The organism is Sphingomonas sp. LR55 (genome assembly GCF_036856015.1).
GTDB lineage: Bacteria > Pseudomonadota > Alphaproteobacteria > Sphingomonadales > Sphingomonadaceae > Sphingomonas.
The window spans coordinates 2,517,714-2,530,094 of sequence record NZ_JASPFO010000001.1 but is presented as its reverse complement, the minus strand read 5'-3'; the positions used below and the strand labels follow the sequence as shown (position 1 = coordinate 2,530,094).

The 12,381-nt window shown below is 66.6% G+C and carries 9 protein-coding genes and 1 pseudogene; 7 read left to right on the top strand and 3 right to left on the bottom strand.

Annotated features, from left to right (window positions below; all coding sequences use genetic code 11):
* The first annotated feature begins 34 nt into the window (after positions 1 to 34).
* The 5 genes and pseudogenes from QP181_RS12030 to QP181_RS12010 all read left to right on the top strand — a co-directional run bounded on the left by QP181_RS12030 (position 35) and on the right by QP181_RS12010 (position 5,781).
* A pseudogene (locus tag QP181_RS12030) lies at positions 35 to 1,802 on the top strand (DEAD/DEAH box helicase).
* A 273-nt stretch (positions 1,803 to 2,075) separates the two neighbouring features.
* A complete protein-coding gene (locus tag QP181_RS12025; protein WP_333928654.1) occupies positions 2,076 to 2,546 on the top strand; it encodes a YaiI/YqxD family protein in 471 nt (156 codons plus the stop codon).
* A 229-nt stretch (positions 2,547 to 2,775) separates the two neighbouring features.
* Positions 2,776 to 4,068, top strand: coding sequence for an Hsp70 family protein (locus QP181_RS12020; protein ID WP_333929623.1), 1,293 nt, complete (start codon positions 2,776 to 2,778; stop codon positions 4,066 to 4,068).
* Between the two features lie 52 nt (positions 4,069 to 4,120).
* Positions 4,121 to 4,726, top strand: a complete 606-nt coding sequence (locus QP181_RS12015) for a spermidine synthase (protein ID WP_443027539.1) — start codon at positions 4,121 to 4,123, stop codon at positions 4,724 to 4,726.
* Positions 4,723 to 5,781, top strand: coding sequence for an AbrB family protein (locus tag QP181_RS12010; RefSeq protein ID WP_333928653.1), 1,059 nt, complete (start codon positions 4,723 to 4,725; stop codon positions 5,779 to 5,781). The genes QP181_RS12015 and QP181_RS12010 overlap by 4 nt, the downstream gene beginning before the upstream one ends.
* Before the next feature lie 124 nt (positions 5,782 to 5,905).
* On the opposite strand, the gene QP181_RS12005 is transcribed toward QP181_RS12010, so the two are convergent.
* The 3 genes from QP181_RS12005 to QP181_RS11995 are packed head-to-tail and all read right to left on the bottom strand — an operon-like array spanning position 5,906 to position 8,984.
* A complete protein-coding gene (locus QP181_RS12005) occupies positions 5,906 to 6,034 on the bottom strand; it encodes a hypothetical protein (protein WP_333928652.1) in 129 nt (42 codons plus the stop codon).
* Complete coding sequence (locus tag QP181_RS12000; RefSeq protein WP_333928651.1) at positions 6,019 to 7,230, bottom strand: sigma-54-dependent transcriptional regulator; 1,212 nt, start codon at positions 7,228 to 7,230, stop codon at positions 6,019 to 6,021. The genes QP181_RS12005 and QP181_RS12000 overlap by 16 nt, the downstream gene beginning before the upstream one ends.
* Entirely contained in the window at positions 7,227 to 8,984 is a 1,758-nt protein-coding gene (locus QP181_RS11995; protein ID WP_333928650.1) for a sensor histidine kinase, read from the bottom strand. The genes QP181_RS12000 and QP181_RS11995 overlap by 4 nt, the downstream gene beginning before the upstream one ends.
* Before the next feature lie 232 nt (positions 8,985 to 9,216).
* Between QP181_RS11995 and QP181_RS11990 the strand changes: the two genes are divergently transcribed.
* Positions 9,217 to 10,560 (top strand): dicarboxylate/amino acid:cation symporter, encoded by a 1,344-nt coding sequence (locus QP181_RS11990; protein WP_443027538.1) that lies wholly within the window; start codon positions 9,217 to 9,219, stop codon positions 10,558 to 10,560.
* Positions 10,561 to 10,641: 81 nt separating this feature from the next.
* On the top strand, positions 10,642 to 12,165 hold the full coding sequence (locus QP181_RS11985) for an alginate export family protein (RefSeq protein ID WP_333928649.1): 1,524 nt from the start codon (positions 10,642 to 10,644) through the stop codon (positions 12,163 to 12,165).
* Positions 12,166 to 12,381: the final 216 nt, after the last annotated feature.

Here is a 12,381-nt window from a genome sequence, read left to right as displayed (position 1 = left end):
CCGTTGCGTAAGCCGGCCACCAATTAGGACGTACATGCCTTTTACAAATATTCCGTCGCTTCTTTCCGAGGCGCTCGAAGCGCGTGGTTATACCGCGCTCACCCCCGTCCAGGCTCATGTGATCGAGGACAATGCGATCGGTCGCGATCTCGTCGTGTCGGCGCAGACCGGCTCGGGCAAGACCGTCGCGTTCGGCCTAGCGATGGCCGGCGAACTGCTTGGTGAAGCCGGCGAGGACGGCGTTCAGCGCCTGCCCGCACCGCACAAGCCGCTCGTCCTCTGCATCGCACCGACTCGCGAGCTCGCGCTCCAGGTCAGCCGCGAGCTGATGTGGCTCTATGCCAAGGCCGGTGCGCGGATTTCGACCTGCGTCGGCGGGATGGACGCCTCGAAGGAGCGTCGTTCGCTTGCACACGGCGCGCATATCGTCGTTGGTACGCCGGGCCGTCTGCGCGATCACCTTGAGCGTGGCGCGCTCGACCTGTCGGCGCTGAAGGTCGCGGTGCTCGACGAAGCCGACGAGATGCTCGACATGGGCTTCCGCGAAGACCTCGAGCAGATCCTCGACGCGTCGCCCGAAGCGCGTCGCACTTTGCTGTTCTCCGCGACGATGCCGCGGCCGATCGTCGCACTCGCCAAGCGTTACCAGAAGGACGCGCTGCGCATCTCGACCGTCGGCGAGGATCGCGGTCATGGCGATATCTCGTACCAGGCCGTCACGGTCTCGCCGTCCGAGATCGAGCATGCGGTGATCAACCTGCTGCGCTTCCACGAAGCAGAGACGGCGATGCTGTTCTGCGCCACGCGAGACAATGTGCGTCATCTGCATGCGAGCCTCGTCGAGCGTGGCTTCGCTGCCGTCGCTCTCTCCGGCGAGCATTCGCAGAACGAGCGTAACGCGGCGCTTCAGGCCCTGCGCGACCGTCGTGCGCGCGTCTGCGTCGCGACCGACGTTGCCGCTCGCGGTATCGATCTGCCGACGCTGTCGCTGGTCGTTCACGTCGAGCTGCCGCGCGATGCCGAGACGCTCCAGCATCGCTCGGGTCGTACCGGTCGCGCGGGCAAGAAGGGCACCGCCGTCCTGATCGTGCCGTTCCCGCGTCGCCGTCGCGTCGAGATGATGCTCCGTGGTGCGAAGATCAACGCGGAGTGGGTCAACGCCCCGACCGCCGAGGACATCCGCAAGAACGATCACGAGCGGCTGATCGGCATGCTGTTGCAGCCGGTCGAGGTCGAGGAGGAGGATCGCGCACTCGCCGTCCGCCTGATGGCCGAGAAGACGCCGGAGGATATCGCCGCCGCGCTGGTGCACATGCACCGCGCGACGATGCCGCAGGCCGAGGATCTGATCGACCAGAGCAAGCAGCCGACTCAGGACGAGCGTTCGCAGGGTCCGCGCGGGTTTCGAGGACACGGTCTGGTTCCGGATGGATATCGGTCGTCGCCAGAACGCCGATCCGCGCTGGATCCTGCCGCTGATCTGCCGTCGTGGGCATATCACCAAGTCGGAGATCGGCGCGATTCGGATTGGGCCGAACGAGACCGCGTTCGAGATTCCCCGCGCGGTGGCGTCGCGGTTCTCGGCGGCGATCCAGCGTACGGCACAGGCTGGTGAAGAAGAGAGCGGCGTGGCGATCGAGGCGATGCAGGGTGCACCCGAGAGCGGTGCGCGGCATGACGGCGGTGGCGGTGGTCGCAGCAATGCGAGTGGTCCACGCTCGACGCTGCACCGTGCGGCACCGCGTGGCGGTCCGGCTCCGACGCGGAAGCCTCCGTACCGTGGTAACCGCGACCGGACCTGAGGGATCGGGTTGGCGAACCGAGCTTACTAAGTCTCGAATTCCCCTCCCGCCGTCCAACCCCAAACCCAAACCCGTCACCCCAGCGAAAGCTGGGGTATCCCACGTGGCTCGCGACACGCGCCAAACAGGGAGATTCCAGCTTCCGCTGGGATGACGGAATTGGGGTGGCGGTACTCTTTGGATGTGCGGCGGCGGGCAACGGGCCTGGGACGACGGATTTAGCGCACTGAATAAGGATACGGGGATGGCCGGCATTCGATCGCGATGGTTCACATGACTGCCGACATGCCAACCACGCTCCGCATCCTCGTCGACGCCGACGCGTGCCCCGTCAAAGACGAAATCTACAAGGTCGCGTGGCGCCACGAAGTCCCCGTGACGATCGTCGCCAACAGCCATTTCCGCATCCCCGTCCACCCGCTGATCTCCCGCGTGGTGGTCAGCGACGGGTTCGACGCGGCCGACGACTGGATCGCCGAACAGGCCGACGCGAAGTCGGTCGTGATCACTGCCGACATCCTGCTCGCCGATCGCTGCGTGAAGGCTGGCGCGACCGTGCTGGCCAACACCGGCAAGCCCTTCACCACCAGCTCGATCGGTGGCGCCATCGCCACCCGCGCGATCATGGCCGACCTGCGCGCGGGTGGCGACATCATCGGCGGCCCGGCGCCGTTCTCGAAGACCGACCGGTCGAGCTTTCTGTCCGCGCTCGATGCGGCGCTGGTGCGGTTGAAGCGCGGCTGAGATTGCGCGCCGATCCTCCCCTATGAGGGGAGGTGGCAGGCCGCAGGCCTGACGGAGGGGTAGCCCGCCATCGAGAACGCGATACCCCTCCGTCTGGCAAGCGCCAGCCACCTCCCCTTGCAGGGGAGGATCTAGATACGGTTTACCGCCCGCCGAAGCACGCACGGGGTTGCCATCCTGCACTCCGCATCGCCATAGGCGCGCGTTCATACAAGGACGACGCATGCAGATGGACGCTGGCGGCCCCGCGCTGGGGCTGGATTTCGGCACGACCAACAGCGTCGTGGCGCTGGGAACGCGCGGTGGGACGCCCGAGCTGGTGACCTTCGCGGCCCCCGCCGAGACGAGCCCGGTGTTCCGTTCGGCGTTGTGTTTCTGGCAGGACGATAGCGGCAAGGGGCTCGCGTCCGATGCGGGGCCGTGGGCGATCGCGGAATATATGGAGTATCCGCTCGACAGCCGGTTCATCCAATCGTTCAAGTCGGTCGCGGCGATGAAGACGTTCGAACAGGCGTCGGTGTTCGACAAGCGCTATCGGTTCGAGGAAATGGGGCAGCTGTTCCTCGAAAAGCTAATTTCGCATGCTGGCGGCAAGCTTGACACGCGGCCGCACCGGATCGTGGTCGGACGGCCGGTCGAATATGCCGGCGCGCGGCCCGATGAGGCGCTCGCCCGGACGCGCTACGATGCGATGTTCAAGGGGTTCGGCGCGGAGATCCATTATGTCTACGAACCGCTGGGCGCGGCGTACAGCTATGCGACGCGGCTGACCGAGCCGGCAACGATCCTGGTGGCGGATTTCGGCGGTGGTACGAGCGACTTTTCGGTGGTGCGCGTTGCCGAGCCGGGGGCGGCGCGGCGGTGTACGCCGCTCGGGCATGCGGGTGTCGGGATCGCCGGCGACCGGTTCGATTACCGAATCCTCGACCGGCTGGTGCTGCCGATGCTGGGCAAGGGCGGCGCGTACAAGTCGTTCGGCAAGGAACTGGAGATTCCGCGCGCGTATTTCGCCGACTTCGCGGACTGGTCGCGCCTCGCGCTGATGCGCAATCGCAAGACGATGACCGAGCTGGAGCGGTTGCAGAAGACCGCGCTGGATCCCGACGCGATCGGGCGGATGATCGCGGTGATCGAGAACGAGCTCGGCTATCCGCTGTACGATGCGGTCGGGTCGCTGAAGCGTGCGCTGTCGAGCGGCGAGGACGCGCATTTCCATTTTGCGGGCGCGGGGCTGGAGATCGAGGCAGACGTGACGCGCGCGCAGTTCGAGGGCTGGATCGCCGACGACGTCGTGCGGATCGAAGCGGCGGTCGACCGGGCTTTGGAAGTGGCGAACGTTAGCGGCGGCGAGATCGACCGGGTCTTCCTGACCGGTGGGTCGTCGCTGATCCCGCGCATCCGCCGGATCTTCGTCGAGCGGTTCGGCGAGGCGGCGATCATGAGCGGCGGCGAGCTGACCTCGATCGCGCACGGGCTCGCGCTGATCGGCGAGCAGGACGATATCGCGGCGTGGTCGGCATGATTCCGCGCGTGCTTCTCGGGACGGCGCAGGTACCGGGCGGGGTGAGCTTCGCTTGCTCCAGCGGGGCACCGAGTTCTCGATCATGCTCGGCGCTAACGAGTTGATGAACAGTCGGCTGAGCGGATCGGAAGAGGCGCTGGCGGAGCAGGCGTGTGATCGGATCGGCGACCGGCCCGGCGCGCGGATGCTGATCGGCGGGCTCGGGATGGGGTTCACATTGCGGGCAGCACTGGCGCGGCTTGGCGCTGATGCGCAGGTGGCGGTCGCGGAGATCGTACCGGCGGTGATCGAGTGGGCGCAGGGGCCGATGGCGGCGCTGCATGGTGACAGCCTGACCGATCCGCGGACCCGGATTATCGAGGGCGACGTCGCCGCGGCGATTGCCGAGGGGGAGTGGGACGCGATCCTGCTCGACGTCGATAACGGGCCCGACGGGATTTCACGGCCGGGTAACGATCGGCTTTATGGCGCACGCGGATTGTCGTTGGCGCGGGCGGCGTTGCGACCCGGTGGCATATTTGCCGTGTGGTCGTCGGCGCCGAGCAAGCCTTTCGCTACCCGACTTGCCGAAGCGGGGTTCGCGGTCGACGAGGTGATCGCTCGGGCGACGCGGAAGGGCGGCGCGCGGCATACGATCTGGTTCGCTACCAAGGCATGATCGGGCGCTGGGCCGTATTGATCGCGCTGTCGGCGGTGATCGCGGGGGTGCTGGAGGTCGTTGGGCTGCCTGCGGGGTTGTTGCTCGGGCCGATGGTCGCGGCGGTGGTGCTTGCGGTGAGGGGTTGGTCGTTGACCGTGCCGACTTCGGCTTTTCGCGGCGCGCAGGCGGCGGTGGGGACGCTGATCGCGGGCTCGATCACGACCGGGATCGTCGCGACGGTGGCGGACCACTGGCCGGTGTTCCTGATGGTCAATTTCGTCACGCTCGCGGCGAGCAGCGTGCTCGGGTATCTGCTCAGCCGGTGGCAGGTGTTGCCGGGAACCGTCGCGGTATGGGGATCGACGCCCGGCGCGGCGAGCGCGATGGTGCTGATGGCGCAGGCCTACGGCGCAGATTCGCGGCTGGTCGCGGTGATGACCTACACGCGGGTGGTGAGCGTGGCGGTGGTCGCTTCAGTGCTGGCCGCGGTGATGGTCGGCGGTGGGACTGGACATCATGTCGCGGGGGCATGGCTCGCATCCGTCGATCCTCTCGCCGTGCTGCGGACGATCGGGATTGCCGGGGTCGGTGCTGGGGTAGGGGTCGTGCTGAAGCTTCCGGCCGGCGCCCTGCTCGGGTCGCTGGTGGCGGGGGCGGCGCTCAATGTTACCGGCGTTGCGCAGCCGGTGTTGCCGCAGTGGCTGCTCGCGATCAGCTATGCGGTGGTCGGGTGGCGGATCGGACTGTCGTTCACACGCGATACGCTGCGGGTGGCGGGCAAGGCGATGCCGCGGATACTGCTGTCGGTGGCGCTGCTGATCGCGTTCTGCGGCGGGATTGCGGCGGTTTTGACACGGTGGTGGGGGATCGATCCGGTGACCGCGTATCTGGCGACGAGCCCGGGCGGGATGGATTCGGTTGCGATCATCGCTGCGTCTAGCCCGGTGGATGTGCCGTTCATGATGGCGTTGCAGGTGTTGCGGTTCCTGGGGGTGCTGTTGATCGGGCCGCCGCTCGCGAAGTTCGTGGCGACGCGGCAGGGCGGTGTGCCGCCGCCGGTCATCCCGACTTAGATTGATCCTCCCCTGCAAGGGGAGGTGGCGCGAAGCGACGGAGGGGTATCGCGCTATCGGGAGCGGATCACCCCTCCGTCAGCGCTTCGCGCTGCCACCTCCCCTTGCAGGGGAGTATCTGCGGTCAGCCCTTGGTCGGACGATACGCCTCCACGTCGATGTCGTGGCGCTTGAGCTTGTCGTAGAATGTCTTTCGCGGGATGCCGAGCGCGGCTAGCGCAGAGCGGACGTCGCCACTTACCTGTTGTAGCACGGCGCGGATCGTGGCTTCCTCGAACTTGTCGACGCGGGCGGGGAGGGGATGTCGCTGTCTTCGTCGACCGCCTCTTCCGCCTCAACTCGGAGCACGAGACGTTTCGCTAGGTTGTCGAGTTCGCGGACGTTGCCGGGCCAGTCGTGCTGACCGAGATACGCGAGCGTCGCGGTGTCGATCGTCGGGACCTCGCGGCCGAACCGCTCTGCCGCCTGATGGAGCAGGTGGCCGAACAGCAGCGGGATGTCGTCGCGGCGCTCTCGCAGCGGCGGGATGCGCAGGCGTACCGCGTCGAGGCGGAAGAGGAGGTCGGCGCGGAACCTCCCTTCCTCGACAGCCTGTTCAAGGCCGGGTTTGGCGGCGGCGATTACGCGGAGGTCGAGTGCGCGCGGCAGGTCGCCGCCGACTGGCATCACCTCACGTTCTTCGAGTACGCGGAGCAGTTTCGCCTGAAACGCCGGCAGCGTGCTTTCGATTTCGTCGAGGAACAGCGTGCCGCGGTTCGAGGCCTCGATCCGGCCGGTGCGCGGCAGGCGGGAGTCGCCGTCGTGGCCGAACAGCTCGATTTCCGCGACGGCCTCGGGCAGCGCGGCGCAGTTGACTGCCACGAAGGGCCGTGACCGTCGGTTGCTCCAGCGGTGGAGCAGGACGGCGACGAGTTCCTTGCCGGTGCCGGTCTCCCCCTCGATCAGAACGTCGATGTCGGCCTGAGCAATTTGGCGCATTGTTTCGCGGAGGCGGACCATCACCGGCGTCTCGCCGATCAGGGGTTCGGCGCCGATCGTTTCCTCGGCCGCTGCTCTGAGCCGGCGGTTGTCGAGGACGAGGCGGCGCATTTCGAGCGCCCGGCGTGCCCCCGCAATCAAATGGTCCGTCGCGAAGGGTTTCGGGATGAAGTCGAACGCGCCGTTCTTGAGCGCGGCGACCGCCATCGCGACGTCGCCGTGGCCGGTCATCAGCAGCACCGGGATCTCGTGGTCGATCGCGGCGATCCGGCGGAAGAGTTCGAGGCCGTCCATCTTCGGCATGCGGATGTCGGATACGACCGCGCCGTCGAACCCGGCGGTCACCCGGGCGAGCGCGACGGTCGGGTCGCGCTCGGCGATCACCGCGATGCCGGCGAGTTCGAACGATTGCTCGAGCGCGCCGCGCAACACGTCGTCGTCGTCGACAAGCAGAACCGCTTGCTCGCTCATGCCTTCACCAGGATCATACGGAAGATGGCGCCTTCTGGAGCGGGGACGAGGTCGAGCGTGCCGCCGAACTCGGTCATGATGTCGCGCGCGATGCCGAGGCCGAGCCCGAGGCCGTCCTTCTTGCTGGTCGCGAACGGGGTGAAGAGGTGGTCGGCGATGTCGGCCTCGATACCGGGACCGTTATCGGCGACGGTCAGCACGACGTCGCGACCTTTCCGCCCGACCGTCACGCTGACGCGGGCGTCGCGGCGGTCGGCGACCGCATCGAGCGCGTTCTGGAGGAGGTTGACCAGGACCTGCTCGAGGCGGACGCGACCGGCGATGACCGTCAGTCGCGCCTCGGGGCCGGTCGGCAGGTCAAGCGTCACGTCCTTAGCGCGGAAGCGGTCGCCGATCAGCAGGCGGACGCCGTCGATTGCCTCGTCGAGCGCCACGGGGCCGATCGAGCCTGCGCCGCGCCGGGCATAGCGCCTCAGCCCAGCGGTAATCGTGCCGATCCGGCTGGTGAGATCGACGATCGACTGGAGATTGGTCGCGGCGCGCGCGGGTTCGCCGCGGTCGAGGAAGGCCGCGGCGTTGTCGGCGAAGGTGCGGATCGCGGCGACCGGCTGGTTGATCTCGTGCGCGACGCTGGCGGTGATCGTGCCGATCGAGCCGACGCGGTTGGCATGCGCCAGTTCCTCGCGCGCCTGGCGGAAACGCTGGTCGGACGCCTCGCGCTGCTCCACCTCGATCTGGAGACGGTCGGCGGTGGCGCGTAGCTCCGCGGTGCGGCGCGCGACCTCGGCTTCGAGTTCGGCACGCGCACCCGCGTTGCGCTTGCGACGTTCGTAGAGCCACCACGCCGCCAGCATCGCCGCGATCGTCGCCAGCGCCGCGATCGCGGTCGCCCAGCGGGTACGCGCGGCGGCGGTGCGCAGCGCGGCGTCGAGCGGCTCCATGTGCACCAGTCGCCAGCCCGCGATCGGTACCGGCAGCGACACCGTCACCGCCGGCGTCCCGTCCGCAAGCCGCGCGCGATCCTCGTCGAGCAGGAGTGGTGCGGGCGCAAGCGGGGAGTATCCGAACTGGCGGGTGGCGATCAGCGCGGCGCGGCGCGCCGGAGCAAGCGCGCGGGTCGTGCGGAACTGCAGTGCCGGGTCGCTGGAGATCAGGATGATGCCGTCCGCATCGGTGACGAAGGTCGCCATGTGATCCTGGATCCAGGCGCGGGCGATCTTCTCGAACTCGACCTTGACCACGACGACGCCGAGCGGCCGTTCGTCACGGTCGATGCGGCGCGAGAGATAGAGGCCGGGGCGCCCGCTGACGCTGCCGAGTGCGAAGAACTCGGTCGCGCCCGATGCCATCGCCTTGGTGAAATATTCGCGGAACCGATAGTCGTGGCCGAGGAAGCTGTCGGGCCGGGCGGCGTTCGACGCGGCGATCGTCATACCCTGCGTGTCGAGTGCGTAGATCACGGGGGCGCCGGTGCGCTCCGCTAGCATCGCCAACTTTTCGTTGAGCGCACGGTCGACTCGTCCCGATGCGAGCGCGGCGCGCACCGCGGGATATTCGCCGAGCATGACTGGGAGCAGGCGATAGGTCTGCAACTCAGCTTCGAGCAGGCGGAGGTTGCTCCGCGTCTGCTGCACCGCGCGCATTCGTACCGTCTGGGTCACGTCCGCCACCGCGCGCGGACCATAGATCGACGCGACTCCGGCGACGATCACACCGAGTGCTGCGAACGCCAGCAGCACCGCCAGCGCGGTCATGAAAAGAGGGGATCGAAGCCGCGCCATTTGTGCGGATTATCACACACGAACGGGGTCCGCTATCACTCAAACACGGCATTTTCCGCACATCTGAAAAGTCGGTATGCCGACAAAGCACGCAAAACCAACGTTTTATGTCGAATGCTACCTAGTCTTGTAGTCCCCGGTCCGGCCCGGCATTACCGTCGCCATAACGTCCCGTGGCAGTGGACGAGAGTTTCAGGAGGCGATGTTGACCCTACCATCCCAGACATATGGCGTTGCGGAAACGCCCGCGCGCAAGCGCTGGAGCGGCCAGCTGTATATCCAGGTGCTGATCGCGATCGCGCTCGGCGCGGCGCTCGGGCATTTCTATCCGACGTACGGCGCGGCGCTGAAGCCGCTTGGCGATGCGTTCATCAAGCTGGTGAAGATGATCATCGCCCCGGTGATCTTCCTGACGCTTGTCACGGGTATCGCGGGCATGAAGGAGCTCGGTTCGGTCGGCCGCGTCGCGGGCAAGGCGTTCGCCTACTTCCTGTTCTTCTCGACGCTGGCGCTGATCGTCGGGCTTATCGTGGCCAACGTCGTCCAGCCGGGCGCGGGGATGAACATCGACGCCGCCACGCTCGATACCAAGGGCATCGCCGACTACACCGTGAAGGCGCACGAGACGACGATCACCGGGTTCCTGATGAGCATCATCCCGGACACGATGGTCAGCGCGTTCACCGAGGGCAACATCCTTCAGATCCTGCTCGTCGCGATCCTGTTCGGCATCTCGCTGAGCCTAGTCGGCGAGCCTGCCAAGCCGGTGCTGAACTTCCTCGAGCGCCTCAGCCTGATCGTCTTCAAGCTGGTCGGCATCCTAATGCGCGCAGCGCCGCTCGGTGCGTTCGGTGCGATCGCGTTTACGATCGGGAAGTACGGGATCGGCAGCCTTGCCAATCTCGGTGCGCTGGTCGCTACCTTCTATCTCACCGCGGCGCTGTTTGTGGTCGTCATCCTCGGCACCGTCGCCCGGCTCACCGGCTTCTCGATCTTCAAGCTGATCAAGTATCTGAAGGCCGAATTGCTGCTGGTGCTCGGGACGTCGTCGTCGGAAGCCGCGCTGCCGAACCTGATCCAGAAGATGGAAGCGGCAGGCTGCGAGAAGTCGGTGGTCGGGCTGGTCGTGCCGACCGGCTATTCGTTCAATCTCGACGGCACCAACATTTACATGACGCTGGCGGCGCTGTTCATCGCGCAGGCGACCAACACGCACCTGACGCTCGGCCAGGAACTGTTGCTGCTGGTCGTCGCGATGATCTCTTCGAAGGGTGCGGCGGGCGTGACCGGCGCGGGCTTCATCACCCTGGCCGCGACGCTGTCGATCGTGCCGACCGTGCCGATTGCCGGCATGGCGCTGATCCTCGGTGTCGATCGCTTCATGAGCGAGTGCCGCAGCCTCACCAACTTCATCGGCAATGCCGTCGCGACGATCGTCGTGGCCCGCTGGGAAGGTGCCCTCGACCGCGACAAGCTCGACGCGGCGCTGTCGGGCAAGCTCCCCGAGTTCGTGCCGGCGGCAATCCCCGCCGCTGCCACCGCCCATTGATGCCGGCGGGGACGGCTAGTCCGTCCCCGCCCGCCCGTTCCCGCCAGCCAGTACCGGAACTTGCTTATGACCTCGATGACGATGCGCCGCTTGCGGCACGCGGCTGGTCTTGCCACGTCCGCACTCTCGATCTTCGCGTTCGCGAACGTTGCCACCGCCCAGGCCGAAGCGCCGCCGTCACGCCAAGCCAATGTCGGCGCCAAGGACGTGTCGAGCACTGCCGAAGCCTCGCCGATCGCGGAGAGCTATCCCAATGCCGCGATCGGCGACGGGACGACGTCGGGCGGCTATAACCAGTCGCGCTGGGCGGAGGATTGGTCGAAGCTGCGCGACCCGAAGAAGCGCAAGGATATCGTCGACCAGCTGAAGTTCATTTCCCTCGCCGGTGATGGCGACGTCTATCTGACGCTGTCGGGCGAGGCGCGGTTGCGCGTCAACGAGACCACTAACCCCAATCTGCGCGATGCCGAAGCACAGCGGCAGGATATCCTCCGCCTGTTCGGGGGTGCCGATCTGCATGTCGGTCAGCATCTCCGCTTCTATGGCGAGCTCGCGCACGGGACGCTGGAGGGGCAGAATCTTGGCACTGCATTGCCGAACCTGCGCAACAAGCTCGCGGTGCAGCAGGCGTTCGTCGACCTGACCGGGACGGTCGCCGATGTCGATGTCGGCGTGCGCTATGGTCGCCAGACGTTTGCGGACGGTCCGAATCTGCTGGTCGTGCCGCGCGACAACAACACCTTGTTCTTCGGATTCAACGGCTTCCGCGCCTGGGCGCGCACTGCCGGTGTCCGTGCCGACGTGTTCGACTTCAAGCCGACCGCGTATGGCAATGGTGGTACTCAGGACGACAACGCGGAGAGCGCGCGGCGCTTCTCGGGCATCTCGACGGGCATCGTCGTGCCGGAGACGCTGTTCGGCGGTTCGAAGCTGTACGTCGATCCGTTCCTGTGGCGCCTGCGCAACCGCGCGGCGGTATGGGGCACGGACAATGCGCGCGAAGTCCGCAATTTCTACGGGCTCCACGTCTGGGGTGACGCGGGGCCGGTCAATCTCGACTGGACGATCAACTATCAGGGCGGTTCGTACGATAACCGCTCGATCAAGGCGTGGCTGATCCTGTTGGCGCAGACTTACAAGATCGGCGACGGCAAGTCCGCGCCGCGGGTCGGTTTCCATGCGGACTATGCCAGCGGTGGTGGCGCGTATGGCAAGGGCACGCTGCGCAACTCGCTCGCGCCGTTCGGCAACAACATCTATTACAGCTACCAGTTGTTCGCGACGCCGACCAACCTGATTGCGCTGGCACCGAACGTGACCTTCACGCCGTTCGGCAAGCTGCGCATGACCGCGGAATATCAGCTGTCGTGGCGCGATACGACGAGCGATGCGGTGTACCGCGCGAATGGGTCGGCGTTTGCGGGAACGCAGAATTTCGGGGGCAAGAAGATCGCCGACACGATCCGTTTCCAGGCGGTGTACCCGTTCACCTCGCGGCTGTCGTTCACCGGGCGATACGAGCATCTGATCGCCGGGCCTGCGTTGACCAATGCGGGGTATAAGAACTCCGACTTCCTGGCCGGCTGGATCAGCTACCGGTTCTGACGCCCTATCGATCCTCCCCTCTGAGGGGAGGTGGCAGCCCGCAGGGCTGACGGAGGGGTAGCGCGCCATTGAGAGCGCGACACCCCTCCGTCTGGCAAGCGCCAGCCATCTCCCCTGCCAGGGGAGGATTGAGGTGTGGCGATACCGTTCGGATTAACCTGCGTCGCACCACGCAACAAATTCGTTTACCCAGACCATACCGGTCCTTCAATTCCT

Excerpts from the sequence above, each read along its gene's own strand:
- QP181_RS12025 (WP_333928654.1), top strand. The coding sequence starts at position 2,076 with ATGACTGCCGACATGCCAACCACGCTCCGCATCCTCGTCGACGCCGAC.
- QP181_RS12020 (WP_333929623.1), top strand. The coding sequence starts at position 2,776 with ATGGACGCTGGCGGCCCCGCGCTGGGGCTGGATTTCGGCACGACCAAC.
- QP181_RS12010 (WP_333928653.1), top strand. The coding sequence starts at position 4,723 with ATGATCGGGCGCTGGGCCGTATTGATCGCGCTGTCGGCGGTGATCGCG.
- QP181_RS12000 (WP_333928651.1), bottom strand. The coding sequence starts at position 7,230 with ATGAGCGAGCAAGCGGTTCTGCTTGTCGACGACGACGACGTGTTGCGC.
- QP181_RS11995 (WP_333928650.1), bottom strand. The coding sequence starts at position 8,984 with ATGACCGCGCTGGCGGTGCTGCTGGCGTTCGCAGCACTCGGTGTGATC.
- QP181_RS11985 (WP_333928649.1), top strand. The coding sequence starts at position 10,642 with ATGCGCCGCTTGCGGCACGCGGCTGGTCTTGCCACGTCCGCACTCTCG.